The 20,475-nt window shown below is 31.0% G+C and carries 18 protein-coding genes and 1 other annotated feature; of the genes, 7 read left to right on the plus strand and 11 right to left on the minus strand.

Annotation, left to right across the window (positions count from 1 at the left end):
* The first annotated feature begins 118 nt into the window (after positions 1 to 118).
* Entirely contained in the window at positions 119 to 793 is a 675-nt protein-coding gene (locus PTZ02_RS09180) for a helix-turn-helix domain-containing protein (RefSeq protein ID WP_274227488.1), read from the plus strand.
* Between the two features lie 33 nt (positions 794 to 826).
* On the opposite strand, the gene PTZ02_RS09185 is transcribed toward PTZ02_RS09180, so the two are convergent.
* The 3 genes from PTZ02_RS09185 to PTZ02_RS09195 form a co-directional block, all read right to left on the minus strand.
* Positions 827 to 1,375, minus strand: coding sequence for a GNAT family N-acetyltransferase (locus tag PTZ02_RS09185; RefSeq protein WP_274227489.1), 549 nt, complete (start codon positions 1,373 to 1,375; stop codon positions 827 to 829).
* Between the two features lie 69 nt (positions 1,376 to 1,444).
* The gene (locus PTZ02_RS09190; protein ID WP_274227490.1) at positions 1,445 to 2,368 is read right to left on the minus strand and encodes a helix-turn-helix transcriptional regulator; all 924 of its coding nucleotides are present in this window, start codon (positions 2,366 to 2,368) and stop codon (positions 1,445 to 1,447) included.
* A 133-nt stretch (positions 2,369 to 2,501) separates the two neighbouring features.
* Positions 2,502 to 3,137 (minus strand): flavodoxin family protein, encoded by a 636-nt coding sequence (locus tag PTZ02_RS09195; RefSeq protein WP_274227491.1) that lies wholly within the window; start codon positions 3,135 to 3,137, stop codon positions 2,502 to 2,504.
* A gap of 190 nt (positions 3,138 to 3,327) precedes the next feature.
* Here PTZ02_RS09195 and PTZ02_RS09200 point away from each other — a divergent pair, with 190 nt between their 5' ends.
* Positions 3,328 to 3,669 (plus strand): winged helix-turn-helix transcriptional regulator, encoded by a 342-nt coding sequence (locus PTZ02_RS09200; protein ID WP_274227492.1) that lies wholly within the window; start codon positions 3,328 to 3,330, stop codon positions 3,667 to 3,669.
* A gap of 32 nt (positions 3,670 to 3,701) precedes the next feature.
* On the opposite strand, the gene PTZ02_RS09205 is transcribed toward PTZ02_RS09200, so the two are convergent.
* Genes PTZ02_RS09205 through PTZ02_RS09215 form a run of 3 tightly spaced genes read right to left on the minus strand, consistent with a single transcriptional unit; the run spans position 3,702 to position 6,229 of the window.
* Positions 3,702 to 4,805 carry a sensor histidine kinase gene (locus PTZ02_RS09205; RefSeq protein WP_274227493.1) on the minus strand — a complete coding sequence of 368 codons (1,104 nt, stop codon included), beginning with the start codon at positions 4,803 to 4,805 and terminating at the stop codon, positions 3,702 to 3,704.
* Positions 4,795 to 5,490 (minus strand): response regulator transcription factor, encoded by a 696-nt coding sequence (locus PTZ02_RS09210; RefSeq protein WP_274227494.1) that lies wholly within the window; start codon positions 5,488 to 5,490, stop codon positions 4,795 to 4,797. The genes PTZ02_RS09205 and PTZ02_RS09210 overlap by 11 nt, the downstream gene beginning before the upstream one ends.
* Before the next feature lie 28 nt (positions 5,491 to 5,518).
* A complete protein-coding gene (locus PTZ02_RS09215; RefSeq protein ID WP_274227495.1) occupies positions 5,519 to 6,229 on the minus strand; it encodes a M15 family metallopeptidase in 711 nt (236 codons plus the stop codon).
* A gap of 375 nt (positions 6,230 to 6,604) precedes the next feature.
* Between PTZ02_RS09215 and PTZ02_RS09220 the strand changes: the two genes are divergently transcribed.
* Complete coding sequence (locus PTZ02_RS09220; protein WP_274227496.1) at positions 6,605 to 8,362, plus strand: glycoside hydrolase family 64 protein; 1,758 nt, start codon at positions 6,605 to 6,607, stop codon at positions 8,360 to 8,362.
* Between the two features lie 69 nt (positions 8,363 to 8,431).
* Here the strand turns inward: PTZ02_RS09220 and serS are convergent, their stop codons facing one another.
* Positions 8,432 to 9,709 carry a serine--tRNA ligase gene (gene serS / locus PTZ02_RS09225; protein WP_274227497.1) on the minus strand — a complete coding sequence of 426 codons (1,278 nt, stop codon included), beginning with the start codon at positions 9,707 to 9,709 and terminating at the stop codon, positions 8,432 to 8,434.
* A gap of 67 nt (positions 9,710 to 9,776) precedes the next feature.
* Positions 9,777 to 9,983 (minus strand) — a binding site (T-box leader).
* A gap of 263 nt (positions 9,984 to 10,246) precedes the next feature.
* Here serS and PTZ02_RS09230 point away from each other — a divergent pair.
* The gene (locus tag PTZ02_RS09230; RefSeq protein ID WP_274227498.1) at positions 10,247 to 10,639 is read left to right on the plus strand and encodes a (deoxy)nucleoside triphosphate pyrophosphohydrolase; all 393 of its coding nucleotides are present in this window, start codon (positions 10,247 to 10,249) and stop codon (positions 10,637 to 10,639) included.
* 80 nt (positions 10,640 to 10,719) lie between these two features.
* Here the strand turns inward: PTZ02_RS09230 and PTZ02_RS09235 are convergent, their stop codons facing one another.
* The gene (locus PTZ02_RS09235; protein WP_274227499.1) at positions 10,720 to 11,400 is read right to left on the minus strand and encodes a Crp/Fnr family transcriptional regulator; all 681 of its coding nucleotides are present in this window, start codon (positions 11,398 to 11,400) and stop codon (positions 10,720 to 10,722) included.
* 115 nt (positions 11,401 to 11,515) lie between these two features.
* Between PTZ02_RS09235 and PTZ02_RS09240 the strand changes: the two genes are divergently transcribed.
* A complete protein-coding gene (locus tag PTZ02_RS09240; RefSeq protein WP_274227500.1) occupies positions 11,516 to 12,199 on the plus strand; it encodes a YjjG family noncanonical pyrimidine nucleotidase in 684 nt (227 codons plus the stop codon).
* Positions 12,200 to 12,253: 54 nt separating this feature from the next.
* Here the strand turns inward: PTZ02_RS09240 and PTZ02_RS09245 are convergent, their stop codons facing one another.
* Complete coding sequence (locus tag PTZ02_RS09245; RefSeq protein WP_274227501.1) at positions 12,254 to 16,327, minus strand: fibronectin type III domain-containing protein; 4,074 nt, start codon at positions 16,325 to 16,327, stop codon at positions 12,254 to 12,256.
* A 384-nt stretch (positions 16,328 to 16,711) separates the two neighbouring features.
* Positions 16,712 to 17,680: a YbgA family protein gene (locus PTZ02_RS09250; RefSeq protein ID WP_274227502.1), complete on the minus strand. Its 969-nt coding sequence runs from the start codon at positions 17,678 to 17,680 to the stop codon at positions 16,712 to 16,714.
* A 134-nt stretch (positions 17,681 to 17,814) separates the two neighbouring features.
* Between PTZ02_RS09250 and PTZ02_RS09255 the strand changes: the two genes are divergently transcribed.
* Positions 17,815 to 19,020: a glycoside hydrolase family 18 protein gene (locus PTZ02_RS09255; RefSeq protein WP_274227503.1), complete on the plus strand. Its 1,206-nt coding sequence runs from the start codon at positions 17,815 to 17,817 to the stop codon at positions 19,018 to 19,020.
* Positions 19,021 to 19,109: 89 nt separating this feature from the next.
* Entirely contained in the window at positions 19,110 to 19,514 is a 405-nt protein-coding gene (locus tag PTZ02_RS09260) for a VOC family protein (RefSeq protein ID WP_274227504.1), read from the plus strand.
* Between the two features lie 63 nt (positions 19,515 to 19,577).
* Here PTZ02_RS09260 and PTZ02_RS09265 read toward each other — a convergent pair whose 3' ends face one another.
* Positions 19,578 to 20,459: a LysR family transcriptional regulator gene (locus tag PTZ02_RS09265; protein ID WP_274227505.1), complete on the minus strand. Its 882-nt coding sequence runs from the start codon at positions 20,457 to 20,459 to the stop codon at positions 19,578 to 19,580.
* Positions 20,460 to 20,475 lie beyond the last annotated feature (16 nt).

The raw sequence follows: 20,475 nt of genomic DNA on the forward strand, positions 1-20,475 counted from the left end.
ATTATACTTATTTAAATCTACCTAATTTGTTTATAATTAATATTTTTAGTCTTTTTTGTATGTTATTTATTTTTACTATATAATTAAATTGACAATAATTAGAGAGGAATAGTTTTTTATGTATGATGCATACGAATCGGATGAGTATTTTTTTAATAATGATGCAGTATTTTTAATTGAGAATAAAGATAGAGAGAAGCTTATTAATTTAACACTAGAAAAGCATAAAAATGAGCTTTTAGAAAATATATCCCCGGTGACTAAGCGAAATGACCTTTTAATTTGGAATGTACTTTTTGCAAGAGAAGTGATTACCAATGGTACCTCTAAGCAATATTTGCACACTTTATATAATAAATTCTATAAGCAAATACAAGAAACCTCAAAACTATCTGCCTTGCAAAAGATAGAACTAGATATGATTAATTCTTACTTTGATATATTAATTAATTACCTAGAACTTAAAGATAATCTAGTAATAAATAAGATAATTGGATACCTTTATTATCACATAGAGGACAAGGTCTCCTTAGAAAATATAGCTTCTGATTTAAAATTATCAGTTGGATATATATCTAATACCTTTAAAAAGAATATTGGAATAACTATTATGAGATATTTTAAACAGGTAAAAATAGACCGTGCCAAGGTTTTATTAGTAACTACTGATAAAAGCGTATTAGAAATTTCTACACTACTTTGTTTTTGCGATCAAGGAAATTTTTCAAAGACTTTTAAATCTATTGTAGGCATGACTCCATTAGACTATAGAAATTCTTCTTCTTTAAAATAAAAGAGGGAAATTAAAAATTCCCCTCTTCTTATTTTACCTTATATAGTAGTCATTATATGGCAGAATAGCCTTATCTTCTAATCTTTCAAACCCCTTATTATTTAATGCTAAAATCCTTTCTCTAGCATCAGGAATAGCTTTAGTAATAATATTCTCTACTTCAAAAGCCTCACATAAATTATTAATAACTATATCTAATATGTCTGTAATAAGTTCTTCTTTTTCATATTTTGAAGCAAGATCAAGTCTTAACACCCCTACTTTAGAAATATCTTTATAGGATACTTTCCTATCATAGAACTCAATAGTTCCAATAGCTTTATACCTCTGTTTATCTACAATGGAAAAGCGTACGTAGTATTTATCTTTATATTGATCAATCCAAAACTTAATACATTCCTTCATTTCTTCTAACGTTTTATAAAAGAAATCACTTGTACAATTATCGCTATTAAAAAATTTAAAGGCATTAAGATCTGAATAGCATTCTAATAAATCTTCAGCATCCTTCTCCTCCACCATTCTAAAAATAAACTTTTCACTTTCGTAAACTGGACATTTTTCATAAATTGAATAACTCATAAAACTCCTCCTTTTTATTTACTATGCTTTAATTATAAAAAAGGATATGCGACAACAAGATGACGTATATTATTCATAAACTCCAATAATTTCCTTAGCTTTTATTATAAATTCATCTCTTAATTCTTCTGGTTCAAGTATCTTAATTTTGTTACTGTAGCTTAGAAGTATTCCCTTCCACCCTATTTCAGTACTTGGTATTCTAAAGCTCAATATAAAATCCTTATTTTCAAGTTCTTCAATATTTCCCTTTGGAAAATATTCCTCTATTGAAACACGTATTTCTTTTTTGCAGAGTATTTTTACATCCATATAAATTCTATTATCCTGCTTTTCATACTCCTCTAATAATTTATTAATGTTTTCATGCTTTATAGAAAAGAAACCTGTTATTTCTTTTAGATTTCTCATTCTCACTAACTTATATAATCTATAATCTTTTTTATCTCTAGAGTATCCAAACATATACCAGGAATACCATTTAAATATTATTGCTAAAGGCTCAACTAACTTTAAAGATTTATCCCCATAGGAGTTTGTATATTTAAATTCTATAATACGTTCTTCTTTTATTGCATTATCAATTATTTTCACGTATTCATCTACGTAGTTACCTTCTCTAGAGGTGCTAAGATCTAGCTTTATTTGGGGTTTAATATCTACATTTCTCTTAGTTATGCTTAATAATTTTTCTAAAGTATCTTCAAGTTTATCATTTCTATAGGCTGATTTCATTCCCTCTAAGGCTGTAGTAATATATTGATAATCCTCCGAACTCGTTATCTGTTTTTCTAATCTAAAGGTATCCTCAATTGAATATCCACCATTTACTCCATGTAATGAAATAATAGGTATTCCAGCTAAGCATAAACTCTCAATGTCTCGTTGTATTGTTCTCGTTGAAACTTCGAATTTCTTTGCTAATATGGTTGCACTTACAGTATTATGATTTAATAAGTATATGACAATTCCAAGTAATCTATCTATTTTCATATTTTCACTCTTTCACATAATATTTATGTAAATTATACCATAAATAAAAGGACGCTTTGTCTACATATTAATGCAAACAAAACGTCCTATTGGTTATCTATAGATAACCAACTTCAACTATTGATTATCGATACTATCTTATAAAGTTTGTAAATACTTTATTTTCTCTTTTACTCTCTTCTAACGTATCTTTTCCTGCTTCAGAAATCTTTAATAGTAGTGCCATATTCTTTCCCAGTACTCTCATGATTTGCATTCCTTCTTCATCTTGAGTAGCTTCTCCTGGTGCTGTGCCATGTACCACATTCCAATAGTTTGATGAAGGCATTAACATTTCTGAGTAGTTAAGATAGTTATTTAACTGATTAAATACTGGAACTCCTCCTGATCTTCTTACTGCAACAACGCTTGCCCCTACTTTATGTCTAAGCATTCCATTATTAACTGATGTTACATAAAATGCACGATCTAAGAAGGATTTCATAGTTCCCGCTATTGCTGAATAATGTGTAGGAGAACCTATAATTATTCCATCTGCTTCCTTCATTTTTTGAATCCATTCATTAACTTGGTCATTTTGAACTACGCATTTCTCATTCATATTTCTCGCGCAGCCACCACAAGCTAAACATCCACGTATTACTTTATTTCCTACATGGACAATCTCCACCTCTATATTTTCCTTTTCTAATTCTTTTGCTACAGCTTTTATTGCCTCATAAGTATTTCCATTTTCTCTTGGGCTTCCATTAAATGCAACAACTTTCATAAATATATACCTCCAATATTTTTGTTCATGTGCTCATTATATGACTCCATATACTAACCCACAAGTACGCACTTTTTTGTTAGTCTCTTACTTTTTGGTAAGATTTATTGTGTTATTTATCATTATCTTATATTATTAAATTGAAAATATTTTTAGCTTTAAATAAATCAATCTAAAGGATGGTACTTAAATGATAGAATTTAATGGTAGAGAATATATATGTTTATTAGATTTTGCTATGGATTTAATTAGAGGTAAATGGAAGGCTGTTTTACTATGCCATCTATATAATGGACCTAGAAGATTCTTAGAACTTCAAAGAATAACTAGCGGAATAAGTCAAAAGGTCTTAAACGAAAAGCTTAAAGAACTTGAAAATGATGGACTAATAGACAAGGAAGTTTTTGCTGAGATCCCACCTAAGGTTGAGTACTTCCTAACTTCTAAAGGAAAAGACTTAACTAGCATTATTAAGGAAATTGAGGGTTGGTCAATAAAGTATTATCCCGAATTAGATAATAAATGTGAATAGAGACGTTTTATTTAATAAAACGTCTCTAAAAGTTATATTAATGGTAACTTAACTTCAAATATAGTCTTTTCATTATCGCTATAAGCTGTTATAGTTCCTCCATGTAATTCAATTATGTTTTTGGTTATAGCAAGCCCGAGTCCTGATCCTCCTATTTTACTATTTCTTGATTTTTCTACTCTATAGAATCTATCAAATATATATGGTAAATCAATTGGAGATATTGCTTGCCCGTAGTTAATTACTTGAACCACAGCCTTATCCTCTTCTAATTTTGTAACTACATCAACATATAACCCATCTTTTCCATACTTAATTGCATTTGTAAGTAAATTTTCAAAGGCTCTAACTAGTTTTCCAGAATCAGCATCTACTATTAATTTATCTTCTGAAAACCTAACTCTTGATTGCATTTTTGCATTTTTAAACTGATATTCAAAATATGCAACTACCTGCCCTAGTAACTCTACTAAATTTATTTCTTCTTTTTCTAAATTAATGGTATTGTTTTGCATTTTAGTAAGTTCAAATAAATCATTTATAAGTAAATTTAGTCCTTTGGCTTTCTCATAGGCTATGTTAGCATAGTATCTTAGTTTTAATTCATCCTTATATTTATCGCTATCAATAATTTCTAAGTATCCTATTATTGAAGTTAATGGAGTTCTTAAATCATGAGATACATTGGTTATTAAATCACTTTTAGTCTGTTGAGCTTTTCTTTCTTCAATTGTTATTTCCTTTAATTGCTTCGATATGCTGTTAATATTATTTACTAAATTTTTAAAATCCCCACTAGAATTAACTGTAATCAGTCTATCTAGATCTCCATTTGCCATTGTTTCTGTTTCATCTATTATAGCTGCTAAGCTCCTATTTTTTCTATAGGTTATAATAAAATAAGTTACTGCAAATACAATTATACCCAAAAATATTTTAGTATTTTCTCTAAACAAGATATATCTAAGATATGCCCATATATCCCAAATGCTAAGTTTACCTTCATTTGTTACGTTATTATACGATAAAATCACTATTTTTCTAGTTATTCCGTATATAATATATGTTATTAACGCCGATATACCAATATCAGCTAAGGATAATAAATAATGTTTATATAATCTACTATTTCTCAATTTTATATCCAACTCCCCATACAGTGTGAATTACTTTATTTCCTTCCATATTCTGCTCTAATTTATCCCTTAGCCTACTCATATGTACCATTACTGTATTATTAGACTGAAAGTATTTTTCTTTCCATACCTTTTCGAATATCTCTTCTGCGCTAAATACCCTTCCTCTATTAGTAGCTAAAAGATATAGGATTTCAAATTCTCTTGCTGTTAGTGATATTTCTTCTCCAGCTTCATTGGTTACCTTATGCTTACTCTTATCTATAATCATAGATTCAATTCTAATTATATCCTCTTCAGTCTGCATTTTAGCGTTAAAGAAATATGCTCTTCTAAGTAATGCTCTTACTCTAACAATTAGTTCTAAATGATTAAATGGCTTACAAACATAATCATCTGCACCAGTCATAATTCCTTGAATTCTATCCATATCTTCAACCTTCGCACTTAACATTAAAATTGGCATATTATATTTTTCTCTAACACGTTTGCATACCTCAAGTCCATCCATTCCAGGCATCATTATATCCAATACTAATAAATCTATTTTTTCTCTAATTAATATTTCTAAAGCCTCTACACCGTTACTTGCTTTAAGAACATTAAAACCTTCATTTGTAAGATTTATTTCTAATAAATTTCTTATTTCTTTTTCATCATCTACCACAAGAATATTGTTATTCATTTTACCCTCCAACTTTGATAATGTATAATTATTTTTCCAAATATTCTTCTAATGTAATTCCCTTATCATGAATATATTTAGCTGCATCTTTTCCAACATATCTAATATGCCATGGTTCATACTCAATACCTGTAATATATTTCTTTCCATAAGGATATCTTATTATAAATCCAAACTTATAACAATTCTTATCAAGCCAAATTGCTTCTTTTGTTCCCTTTACAAAGCTTTGCTTCTGATTTGTTACATCTATGCATAATCCGGTTTGATGTTCACTGGAACCTGGTCTTGCTACATATGAATCTGCTATGTTTTCTCCTTGTGATTTCACTCTGCTGTTATATGTGTTTTCCTGGGATTTATAAGATCTATATCCTGAATTACCAAGAAGGATTATGCCATCTTTTCTTGCTTCCTTAAATAATTCTTCTAGTGGCTCTTTAACAATCTTAGCAATGTGCTTTTCCTCATTACTTGTCCCTTGAACAAATGTTATATTTGGGATAGTTAAATCCTTAGGCTGAAAGTTTTTATCCAGTTCATTTTCTTCATTAACTAATACTAGTTTATCATCTTCAGTATTATTTTCTAGGGTTTCTACTTTATTTTCTTTACTAAAATTCGATACACTTTCCTTTATATCTGCACCTTTAGGATCTGATTCTTTATGCTCAAACATGTACCAAAACCCACAAATTATAATTACTAATACTATAAATCTTTTAATTACTTTTTTCATGTCTTACTCCTCTTTTTCTGAACTCGTATTTTCTAATGAATTCATTGTAGAAGAGAGACTTTACATCCCTTATAAGAAATTCTTACGAAATCTTAAGTTTGAAATAAATCAATAATCAAATAATAGCTCTTCCAAAATTGTCACAATATTCTTGAAATTTATAGTAAATTATTGAATATTATGGTAAAATATTTTAAACTACATAACATTACTAAAATTTATCATTTAATTTCATTCTCAACTTTTATCTGCTTAAATCAACGGTGTAGAAATTTGATTTTAGTAGGAGGATTTGGTATGAATTACACGGGATTTACCTAGTTTGTGAAATATACTTTTTTTCATAAGTTTATGAAAATTTTAGGAGGGTATGTAATGTTTAAAAAAGCTTTAAGACTATGTTTAGTTTTCGTATTTCTTTGTACAACCATGTTTAAAATTAATGTTCATGCAGCCGACTATACTTATGGTGTAGATGTCTCAGGTTCTACTGCTACAATATGGTTTAAATCTACTGTAAATACTTCCTGGGTTGATGTTCATTATAAAGTTAATTCAGGAGCTCAGCAAAATCTTAGAATGACTTATAATAGCAGTGCTTCAAGGTATGAGCAAACTGTTACAGTGGCATATGGTAATATCATCGATTACTCTTTCACTTATAACAATGGAACTCCTGCTTATGATACAAGCTGGTATAGTTATACTGTTGGCTCGTCTACTAATCCAACTACCGGAGTTACCTTCTATCAAGATATATCTTATGGTGGTGCATCAAAGACTTTAAGTTTAGGGAATTATACTCTATCACAGTTAAATGCAGCTGGAATCCCTGATAACTGGATGTCTTCATTAAAAATTCCAAGTGGATGGACTGTTGAAGTATATGATGGAGATAATTTTACTGGAACAAAATGGTCCTATACCTCAAGTTCAGATTGGGTTGGAACTGATGCAAATGATAAAATGACTTCTGTGAAGATTTACACAGGTTCCTCTTCTACTGAACCTCCACAAAAATCCGGATTTGTAACCCTACAAGTTAAGAATAATACCAATGGTAAATATTCAGATAATCAGATTTACTGGGCAATTGTTGGACAAGACCCTGTAACTAAGCAATTTGTTCATGTTGATTTAAATGGAAATCTTATTCCTATGTCACTAAGTGATAATGATGCAGCAGGTCACTTAACTAAAACTACCCCAGATGGTACTTTTAACTACACAAATTACTTCACCAAAGTGAGTGATCGAAATTATGCATTTGTTCCAAAAATGATAGGTGCAAGAATGTATATAAGCTATGGCGAGCCTCTTTATATAAGAATTAATCAAGCAGCTGACGGATTAATCGGCTATGCTGGACCTAACCTAGCAAACACATCAGACCCAAATAAAGGCATTATGTTTGAATGGTCTGAATTTGCATGGACTAGTAGTGGTTTTTGGATTAATAATACAAGAGTTGATCAATTCTGCTTCCCATATAATATACAATTAGTTGGCCAAAGTGGATATAATAGGACAAATGGTGATATTGGAACAAGAGCAGAACTTATGAGTGCTTTCCAGAATTTTGTACCAAATGAATTTAAGTCACTAGTTCATTCTGATAGAATTTATGCTCCCGCATCTGGGCTTGGTACTTTTGCAGCATCAAAAGCAAATGCTCACTATTTTGATAGTTATATTAATGATGTTTATAACTACTATACAACTCACGAATTAACCTTTAATTGTGACCGAGGAACTTATAGTGGTCATGTTGTAGGTACCGATTTTGTATTTAATAAAAATGGTGGAGCTTATAATCTTTATATCCATGGAAAACCTACGACTCAAGAAGTATTGTTAGGTAATGGTATATTAGATGGGGGAAATGATGATGAAAAAGCAATTAAGACTCAAATATGTGCAGCATTTAATAGACATGTAATGCTTGATCCTGCACATTGGAATAACTCAAGCTACTTCTATCAAGCAGCTCCTGCAAATTACTATGCAGCTTTTTGGCATCAACATTCTTATGAAAACAGAGCATATGGTTTCTGCTATGATGATGCATTTGACTTTAGTAGCACACTTCAAGTAACAGATCCTAAGTATGCAATAATTAATGTAGGCTGGTAATAAAATAAATGGACATTTTGTTTGTCATTTAAGACAAACAAAATGTCCTTCTTTATTCTTATAATTTTATTATTTAATTACAGTCATTCCACCCATATATGGTTGTAATGCAACTGGAATGTTTACTGAGCCATCTTCATTTAAGTTATTTTCTAAGAAAGCTATAAGCATTCTTGGTGGAGCAACTACTGTATTATTTAATGTGTGTGCAAAGTACTTACCATTATCACCATCTACACGTATTTTTAATCTACGTGCTTGAGCATCACCTAAGTTTGAACAACTTCCTACTTCAAAATATTTCTTTTGTCTTGGAGACCAAGCTTCTACGTCAACTGATTTAACCTTTAAGTCTGCTAAATCCCCTGAACAACATTCTAAAGTTCTAACTGGTATATCTAATGAACGGAATAAATCTACTGTATCCTTCCATAGCTTATCATACCACTTCATGCTGTCTTCTGGTTTACATACAACAATCATTTCTTGTTTTTCAAATTGGTGAATTCTATATACTCCTCTTTCTTCTATACCATGTGCTCCTTTTTCTTTTCTAAAGCAAGGAGAATAACTAGTTAAAGTATGAGGTAATGAACTTTCTGGTAATATTGTATCGATATATTTACCTATCATTGAATGCTCACTAGTACCGATTAAATATAAATCTTCTCCTTCAATCTTATACATCATTGCATCCATTTCAGCAAAACTCATAACACCAGTTACAACTTCGCTTCTAATCATGAAAGGTGGTATACAATATGTGAATCCTCTATCTATCATAAAATCTCTTGCGTAAGAAATTACTGCTGAGTGAAGTCTTGCTATATTACCCATTAAGTAATAGAATCCGCTTCCAGCAACCTTTCTTGCACTGTCTAAGTCTATTCCACTTAACTTTTCCATAATTTCAGTATGGTATGGAATTTCAAATTCTGGTACCTTTGGCTCTCCAAACTTTTCTAATTCTACATTTTCACTATCATCTTTTCCTATTGGAACACTTGGATCGATTATGTTTGGTATTACCATCATAATCTCTTTAACTTTTTTATCTAATTCACTTTCTTTCGTTGCAAGTTCAGCTAAGTGTTCAGATTCAGCATTAACTTTCTTCTTAAGTTCTTCTGCTTCCTCTCTCTTACCTTGTGCCATTAATCCGCCAATCTGCTTAGAAATCTTGTTTCTATCAGCTCTTAATGCCTCTGCCTCTTGCTTTGCATTTCTAAGCTCAATATCTAAAGCAATTACTTCATCAACTAATCCAAGTTTACTCTCTTGGAATTTATTTTTTATATTTTGCTTTACTATCTCTGGATTTTCTCTTACAAATTTTAAATCTAACATGCTCTTCCTCCTAAATAAAATATATAATAATTACTTTTGAAAAATAAAAAAACTCCATCCCATATAATAATGGGACGGAGATAATCCGCGTTGCCACCCAAATTGCTGGATAAAATTATAGCCAGCCGCTCAACAAAGTAGGATAAAGGGTACTAACCTTTCGATTCATCATCGACAGCTCCAAAAGTGGAAAGATTTAACCTTTCACCGATTCGCACCAACCATCGGCTCTCTTAAGAAATTTATAAATCGTAGTTTTTATCATCGCTGTTTATATTTCATTATGCTTAATTATATATTTTTTTATACTTAATTTCAAGTATAAACTAACTTTAGTTTTTTTAACCATAAATAAATTATAAAATACTTTAAATATTAATTGCCTATATTTAAACTTCACCTTATAATAAATTTTATTGAAATATAGTCGATATTATATATAGTACAAAAAAGCGTTGTTAATATTTGAAATTTTGACATAGAATAAAAAGTTTTACTTTTTAGATTTCATTTTACAATACATATAGAGGTGATTACATGAAAAAGATAATAACAGTTATTGGAGCAATTATTGAAAATGAAAATAATGAAATACTTTGTGCACTTAGATCGCCCAAGATGTCCCTTCCTAACCACTGGGAGTTTCCTTCAGGAAAGCTAGAAAAAGGAGAAGGATATAAGGAAGCAGTAGAAAGAGAAATAAAGGAGCAACTAAACTGCTCTATTGAATTTATAAATGTAGTTAAATATAACACTCAGGATTATCAGGATTTTATGATGACATTAGTTACAGTTAAATGTAAGCTAGTATCTGGAATTCCAATTTCCAAAGAACACTCTAAGCTTCTATGGTTAAATAAAGAATATTTACCTTCGTTAAAATGGATTAATGCAAATATTCCTACTGTTGATTTACTAGCAGTTCAGTAGCAATATAAATCTGTAAATTAAAAAGATAAAGCATCTCTGATTTCTTCAAAGTGATGCTTTATCTTAATGCCCAATCTTATCTACTTATATAGGTTTTTAGATAATTCTCTTAACCTCTCTTCATCTAATATAAATATTTTTTTATCCTCACATCTTATAATCGCTTTTTCTTCAAGTTCATTAAAGGTTCTACTTAAATGTCTATAGGTAGTACCTAAAAATTGAGCTATTTCCTTAAATGATGAGTTTAAAACTATATACTCTTTATTCTCTATATATTCAACCAAGTAGCTTGCTAACCTATTTATGAGGGGATATATGAAGTTATATGAGCTATTATTAATGGTTGCATCTAACTTTTCACTTAATGAATTAATTAGATGATGCAAAAAGTTTAAGTTATTATAGTACTCCTCTCGAAGAATCTTTGCAGGTATTGCTATTAAGTAGGCTTCTGATATGGTTTCTACATCACAGCGTATAGGAATATTTTCAAACAATTCAATATCACCAATGGTTTTAAGCGGGCTGTAGAACTTTAAAAACATAGATTTTCCATTCTCAAATAGATATGATATCTTAATTTTTCCTTCCACAAGTAAATAGTAGTACTCAAGTTTCTCTTGAGCTTCTAAAATTAATTCTCCATTTTCGTAAAAATGGAGTTCTGAATAATTAATTATATTTTCATCAAATAAATTTTCTATATCATATTTATTAAAATACTTCTCTATAAGGTTTTTATCATAAATTCTCTTCATAATTCCTCCAAAACAGGACACATGTCCTATTACAATTTATATAAATATGGTAACTTATGAATTACCACATGTAAAGCATGGTATAATTATAGAAACAACTTAAATGGAGGATACTATGAAATACGAAGTTATATTATTTGATGCAGATGATACTTTATTTGATTTTAAAAAATCTGAAAACAATGCTTTTAAAAACACAATGATTCAGTTTGATATAAACTATGATGAAGATTATCATTTAAAAGTGTATAAAGAAATTAACAAAGCCTTATGGGATGAATTCGAAAAGGGAAATATTACTCAAGAAAAACTAAAGATAGAAAGATTTAAAAGATTATCAGATAAAATAGGTGTTAAATTTGATGAATCTGAATTTGCTGATTCCTATGTAAAAAACTTAGCTAATGAATCCCATTTATATGAGGAAAGTATCCCTCTTGTAGAAGAACTTCACAAAAATTATAAACTTGTTATGGTTACTAATGGGCTTACTGATGTTCAAGATAGAAGAATTAGAAAATCTCCTATTGCGAAATATTTTGAAAATATCGTAATCTCTGAAGAAGTGAAAGCTTCAAAACCTGATTCTAAGATATTCGAAGTTGCTTTAAATTCTATAAAATATTTTGATAAGAGCAAAGTAATTATGATAGGTGATAGTTTAACTTCTGACATAAAGGGTGGATTAAACTTTGGAGTTGATACCTGTTGGTTTAATCCAGCTAAAACCAAAAATGTATCAAATATTAATCCTACTTATGAAATTACTACATTAAAGGATATTAAAAGAATACTTTAAAACAAAGAGGATGCTATGTTTGTCACGTACGACAAACACAGCATCCTTTAATTATTATTCTTGTGAAGCTTTCTTTCTTCTTAAAGTTACTCCACCTACTGTTGCCATTGCACCGATTAGCAATAAAATCGAAGCATCAATTGGTGAACCTGTCTTAGGAAGATCTGATGCAGCAGTGTCTTCAGTTTTTTCCTTTAAGTTAGCTATAGCATCTTGTAGAGCCTTTAATGCGACATCTACATCTGTCTGCTTAGCATCCTTATTGTCTAGAACTGTTTTTGCACTAGTTAAAGCATCTTGGAATGCCTTCCAGCTACTATCAGTATATTTTCCTTGTGATTTATCATTATTGTCATTATATAATTTTACTAATGCAGATCTATCTACAGTTACTACTGGTACTTCTGCTAAATTAGTTATAGCATCTTGTAGTGTCTTTAAGGCAGCATCTACATCTGCTTGCACTGCATCTTCGTTATCTAGAACTGTCTTTGCATTAGTTAATGCACCTTGGAATTCCTTCCAGCTGCTATCTGTATATTTTCCTTGTGATTTATCTTTATTGTCATTATATAATTTTTCTAGTACAGATTTATCAACTGGAGCTTTTGCTTGTAAATCTTTGATAGCTTTATCAAGTGAATTATAAGCATTTCCAAGAGTTGTTGCAGTTGCAGTATTATCGTTTAGAAGAGCCTTAATATCATTTAAAGCCTTTACTAATACTGACCAACTTTCTGGAGTATAGTCTTTTTTATTTAAAGCATTTGCTTTACCAACTAATGTTGGAATATAGAATCTCCAGTCTTCTACAGAATTTGTAGGCTCTGTCCCTTGCTTAGTATATTTTACTGGAGTTTCACCTTTTGTATCTAATAATGTTGCAATACCATTTTTGTATTCAAGAAGATTTTCTTTTGCATAGCCTTTTCCGCCTTTACCAGTGCTTGTTGCATTACCAGTTCCATTTACTATACTGTTAACTCCAACAAGTGGGCCATCTGAGGCACCTAATTCAACTATACATGCATCTTGAATAGTTACATTTTCTTTATTTGGAACTTCTATTGCATTATCCATAAAGATGCTTGCACCATTAGTATTAATGAATACATCATATACACCTAAACCAACAGCTAAGTGGTTATTAACCCTATTAGATACCTTATATGAAGCGTATCCTTTAACAGTACCATCATGACTCATCCATCCTTCTTGGGATTGTGGATCATATGGTGTTTCTGATTGATAGAAGTATAGACGACCATTTTCACCGTTCCATATTGTTTGGTATTCATTAAAATGTTCAACGAACATTCCATACATTGTAGCATTATTACCATTTACAACTAAACCATTTCTTGCAGTATTTCTATCCCAAGCAACACCTGCACCATGGTCTGCTCTCCATACCCAGAAGTGATCACCTATTACATCATTACTGTTAATTTCAACAGTTGTATCAACATTAACATTTACATCCTTAAATCCTCCAATACGGAAGTATAAGTCTGATAAGGATATTGGATTATTACTATGATCTTTATCGCTGCCTTTTTGACCAACTTGAAGCATATTTGTTGAGCTATAATATGCATCAAATAAAAGTCCAGCAACAATTACACCTGACTGGTCATCAACTAGCATTGCAGCCTTTTCATTTTTAGGTACAAGAGTTGCAAGTCCAGTTCCTAGAATGATTGTGTTAGCATTCTTTACATGAAGTGGTTCTGTTAATTCATATATACCAGGTGTAAAGAATAGGTTCTTTCCTGAATCTAATGCAGCATTTAGTGTTTCAGCTGTATCTACACCTTCTTTAGCAATATAGAACTTACTAATATCCAATGATTGGCCACTTCCCATATTGTCTTTTGACCAAGAAATTCCTGAACTATCTTTTTTAAGATCAGGTACAAATACCTTGTATTCTCCGTCATCACCTAAATATAGGAATGGTTTTTCTCTAACGATTGGGGTCTTATCAATTGTTGTATATGGATTCCCCGGATTCTTGTCCCAGTTACTCTTTGGAGCATTAGTATCTCCTTGGAATACTCCGTTCCAGTTTACTCCATACCATCCTCCAGTTAAATCACTATTTCTAGAGTACCATTGTTGTTGAGTGTATGAACCAACATTCTTTGAAAATGCACTATCTGCAACAAAGCCGCCACTTGCCCATCCATAATTCCAGTCAAATTGAGTAGTACGTTCAACATTCATTCTTCTAAGAGGTGCAGCTTGTGAAACTGCCCAAGGCATTTTGTCATCAGGGTTAACCTCTGCAGATACTGTAAAGTTTTCAGCAGTACGCCAGAATGTTTGTGTCGCATTATTATTTGGTAAGCATGCTGGAGTAGATAGATTTTGAATTTTTGTATCTAATGGTGTTTTTCCTAGTCCAGCTATTTGAGTGTAGAAACCAATATTTAATAATCCTGCATCATTATAGTTTCCTGGCTTAAAATATAAACCATAACGATTAGGAATGAATTGGCCTTGGAATGTTGTATTATCATGAATTGCATTTACTTCTTGTCCTATTGCATTCATATTATCATATTTAGCGTTATAGAAAATCATGTTATTTCCAAACATCTTAGTTTCTAATGAAGTGATATTTGAATAATCACTTGTACCATATTCATTAACTGAAGTTATCTTATAATAGTTTTCATACTTAGAAGCATTTGGATTTGTATCTATATAGCTTGCTTCTGTAGTTTCATCTATTTTTTCAAAGTTACCAAACTTTCCACCTGCACGATAAATTTCAAATTTGCTTACACTTGGATCAGCATTCCAAGTTAACTTGATATTATTACCGTCTTTAGCAATATCAAGACCTGAAGGTGGTGTGCTTGGACGACTTCCAGCAAGTGTAGTTACTGAGAATTCTGAGCTTTGTGCATAAGGACTTTGTCCATTAACTGTACGAACTACATAATAGTATTTAGTGTTAAATTGAAGTCCTGTATCTGTATAAGTTGTTTGTGCAGTTTCGTTACCTACTTTTGTGTATGGACCTCCTTGAGCTTCTGATCTCCAAATTTCATATCCACTAAAAATAGTGCCTTCTAATGCACTCCATGAAAGTGTTACAGAATTACCTTCTATCTTTGACATAGTAATCTTGCTTACTTTTTTAGGGGTTGATGTTGTGTGAATAATGAATTTTTCGTTATCTGTAGGCGCACTAGTTAAAGTTCCTGGAGCCATCTTCCCGTCACTAACTGTGATATATTTCCATCCTTCTGTTTGTTTAAAAGCAACAGTACCGTCCCCTTGAGGTACAACTTGAACGGATTCCCATCCCCCAATTTGCATATCTCCTACTTGTCTAACAAAATTATTGCTTCCAGTCCATAATGTGTTTTTATTAGATTTGAAGTTAACAGTAGCATTGTTCTGGAAAGAACCATATCCTAATTTAAATATAGCGTTCTCTGGAACATTTGCTCTATCACTAGGCATTGGAGTTTTTACATCAATAGGGTTGCCTGCGACCCCATCCACTGTTACGATATTGTGTGTAGCTACATGCTCGATATAAATATCTGTAGCTACTTGATCTTCTTCTGGTGGACATGTTGGTTCTACTATGAAGAATTTTTCTGCGTCAGTAACTGCTTCAGAATCAGTAGTCACTAATTTTCCTTCATCATTTACAGAAACAAACTTATGGAAGTTACCATCTTTCATCGTAAAACTTCCATCTGATAATTGTTCTAGTGTAAATGATTCCCATCCATCAACTGTAGTTTTCTTTGGATTGCTATTAGTTATAGCATTTAGTCCATTTACAGTCTCTGACTTAAGCATATTCCATTGGTTACCCACCGATGAAAAGCTTACTAAGTTTGAATTAGTATTAGATTTTAACATTTTGAATAGAGCTTTAGCAGCTAGGTTATTACCATTCTTATCTTGGATATCCGCATTAGCTGTAACTGGATCTGCACTACTTCCAGTAATCTGAACAGCTTTTCCTGTTTTTGCAGACACAATATAAGAATATTGATCATTTGGTGTATAACCATTTTCACCTGCAGCAAATGCAACACTTGGGAAACTCATTACTAATACGCTAACCGCTAACAGTGTTGAAAAAACTTTTTTAAACATTCCTCTATCCTTCCCCCTTCTATTATTTTGTAGTTTTTACATATAATGTAAATTACCCAATACAATGTTATATTTCTTTTTATGTTTATGTCAATAAAAAAAATCCTCTATTTACATACCTGAAACTACATTATTCCTTAATTCCTCGTAATTTTATCTGACACTTTATTACAATCAAAAAAGACGTTTTGCTTATTACACAAGCAAAAACGCCCTTTTGAGAATTTCTTATATAAATGCCTAATTCATTATGTTGACAACATCAAATTCCATTTCATTGGCTTTTTCTACAAAACTTTTACCACCTATATGAATAGAATAAACATGTTTTCTGTATTTTCTAAGAATTATTTTTCCTATAACTCTTAATGAAGCGTCAAAATTTCATAACCCACCTTCTTTTCCAGAGTCACTTATATCAAGCAACCCTTCTGGGTAAGGAGTCCAGATGCTTTGATTTATTAAATAGTCTTCTTCATATTTTATAACATATGATCTAATAAGATTTACAAGCACACTTAGATGTATCTTCTCTTCTCGGTATTTATCAAAAGTACTTAAAATAAACTCTTTTTCCTTTGAAGAAATCTCATCAGAAAAGTGCCCAAATATTTTCATTAAGGTGTTAATGTAACTTGTATACCTAGGTACTCTTCTAAAAGTCAATCCAAGATGTTCTCTATATTCATTCATTATTTCTTCTATATTTTTATTCTCATGATTTGCTAGAATTCTCCCCATAACTTTTTGTTCTTTTTGATTATATGCCATAAAAAGAAATTTATTATGAGAATGAAACTTAAGTAATTCCTCAATTGATTCACTTTCAATAACCCTACGAAACTCATACATTGTGTATACTTTAGTTAAAAAATGTTCCCTTATTTTTAAGTTTTTTAACCTTCCCTCTTCTTCAATAGCTAAATAAGGATATTTATCCATAGCCTTTGCTGCAAATATTCCTGCTCCCTTTATTGTTCCTACCGACTTCACCGTTCCTAAGTATATTTTTACGTCTTTTATTCCGCATGACGGGGATTTACCTTTAAGTATAAAGCCGTCAATATCTTTAATTGAATCTAAAAATCTTGATGAATAAGTCTCCATAACTTCAGTAAATACTTTTTCCGTTGTAGGTTGAAAAAGTTCAATTTTATCCTTCTCCTTTACCAATCTTAAGGATTCCCTAGGTGTTCCAAGTCCAATTTCAACTTCTGGGCAAACAGTAATATAATTAACATAATCCTTAAGCTTATCTACAAATTTATCATTATAACTCTGCCCATTATAGCGACATTTACTGAACCCTAAACATCTGCTTACTACTAATTGTGGTTGATTCCAATCCTCCATAAGCTTCCTCCTATATAAAAATACTAATAATTATTATAATATTTAAATTAATCTTATGTTAGGGGGATTGTTATATGGTACAAAAACCATTCTAGTAGAATACCTATATATAAAAATAATTTAAAGGATAAATAATGAACATTAATAAAAATATATTAATATATTTCCCGAATTGGGGTGCAACACAAGCGGTTCACAATTACATACAAGTTGGTCAAATTCCTTGGGATAAAGTTACTACTATTTGCCATGCCTTCTTTGAAGTAGATAATAAATATAAATTAAATAGCATAGACAGATATTTGGATTTTCATAAATCTTTTCCTCATTCTAATGGACTTAAAGGACATTTGGGAGAATATAAGTACTATAAAAATCTTTATCCCAACGTAAAAGTTTTAATTTCAGTAGGTGGTTGGACTAGAGGTCATAACTTTCATTCCATGTCACTAAATTCTAAAAATAGATGTGTTTTTATTAATAGTATTATTGATTTTCTTAAGAGATACCCTTTTATTGATGGGATAGATATTGATTGGGAATTCCCAGGAATAGATAGAAAGCCAAACCCTAAAATAGCAGATGATAAAGGATGTCCAGGTGGACCTGAAGATAGGACAAATTATACTTTGCTTTTAAAAGAAATACGTGAATCCTTTGATTTAAATAATATGTCTACAAAGCTTCTTACTGCTGCTGTTCCAGCTGAATATGATCTATTATTTTATCAAGAACCCCAAAAATACAATAAATATTTAAATTTCTTAAATGTCATGTCCTATAATTTTCATACAGCAAAAGAAAAAATAACTAATCACCACTCACCACTTTATGAGAATCCTGCTGATCCATCACCAATTTATCCAATTGATATTAAAAATAGATATAACTCAGATGCAGCAATGAAAACTTATAGAGATATCTATAAGGTTCCTTCATACAAGTTAAATCTTGGTATACCACTTTATTCAATAGGTTGGAAAGGCGTATTAAATACTACTGGTGCTCATCCTGGACTATTTGCTCCAGCTATTGGGCCTGCCATAGGAACATGGGACAATCCTAAAGCTCCTAATGGCAAATTTCCATACTATGAACTTAGAAAAATAGAATCTGCCCCTGGTTTCTTGAAATATAGAGATCCCTATTCCATGGTTCCCTACTTATACAATGATATAAGTGGAATAATGTTTTCATATGAAGATGAAAAGTCCTTAAAAATAAAATGTGACTATGTTATTTATAATAATTATGGAGGAATTTTTGTATGGGATATTTCCGGAGATGTAATTAATGACTTTCCCATGATATCGATAATAAACGATAATTTAAACCATTGAGATATAACTAGTTCTCATGAATATTTAGAAAACTACTCATTTGGGGAATACTACTACTATATTAAATTAATCCGAAAGGAGAAACTAAGATGAATGATACTAATTCCCCAATCATCCCATTCCTTACCTTTAGCGGTAATGCTGATGAAGCAATGAATTTCTATGTTTCTATATTTCCTGATTCTAAAATTTTAGAACTTACAAGAGTAGGCGAAAATGTGAAAGGCGAAGAAGGGGGCGTGCTTCATGGATCTTTTGAAATTAAGGGGCAGCGATTTATGGCAATGGACGTAGATAAATCTTATCATCCTGATTTCACATGGGCTATGTCATTATATATAGATTGTGTTGACGAGATGGAGTTTAATTCACTTTTTAAAAGTCTTTCCCATGGTGGAAAAGTACTTATGAGGCCTGAGTCGGTACTTACTTTAATGAGCGTAGCTTGGGTTACTGATAGATTTGGAGTAACCTGGCAGCTTGTACTAAAATAATAGATAAAAAGGAGAATTTCCTTGCCATTATAGCTAAGGAATCCTCCTTATAATTAACCTATTTTATAGCATTTCTTTTGATAATTCTAAGAAAGCTTTTAATGCTGGTGAAATCCATTTATCTTTGTGATAGATTACTTGGGATACTATACCAAAGTCATTAATCGCCCAATTTAATTTTACTAGTCTTCCTTGGGCTAGCTCCTCCTCTACTGCAACTCTAGGAAGCAAACTTATTCCAAGCCCGCTCATTGTAAATTGTTTAATTGCCTGAACACTTCCTGTTTCCAAAATCAGATTAGGTTTTATATTATAACTCCCTAGCATATTTTCAAATACAGCTCTATAACTGCATCCAACTTCTGTTAATATTAGCTGTTCATTTTCAATATCCTTCGGGTACACAACTTCTTTATTTATTAGTTTGTGACCTGGAGCTGTTAATAATAACATTTCTTCATTAGAAACTATTTCAGTAACAAAATCACTTCCATCAATTTTGGTTCCAAGTGAAAAAGCTACATCTATTATATTATCCCTTAAAAAATGTCTAAATTCAGAACAGCTTCCAAACTTTAATGATATTTCAACCTGAGGATAAAGGCTTCTATATTCCTTTAGTATTTCCGGAAGTCTTAGCACACAAAGAGACTCTGCAGCCCCTATTGTTAGTACCCCACTTGGCACAGAATCGTTAGTAATAACATCTTTTATTTCTGCTGACATTTTTAGCATCTGCTTTGCGTATGGTAATAGTTTTTTTCCTTGATAAGTTAGTGAAATATTCTTTCCTATTCTTTCAAATAGTTTAACTTCTAATTCATTTTCAAGTAATTTAATTTGAGTAGTAATAGTCGATTGTGCATATCCTAATTCATCTGCTGCTCCAGTAAAACTTTGAAGTTTGCATATAGTTACAAAACTATTTAGTTGTTTTAAATCCATTTACCACTCTCTCCTT

Source organism: Clostridium sp. 'White wine YQ' (assembly GCF_028728205.1).
Lineage (GTDB): Bacteria > Bacillota > Clostridia > Clostridiales > Clostridiaceae > Clostridium_T.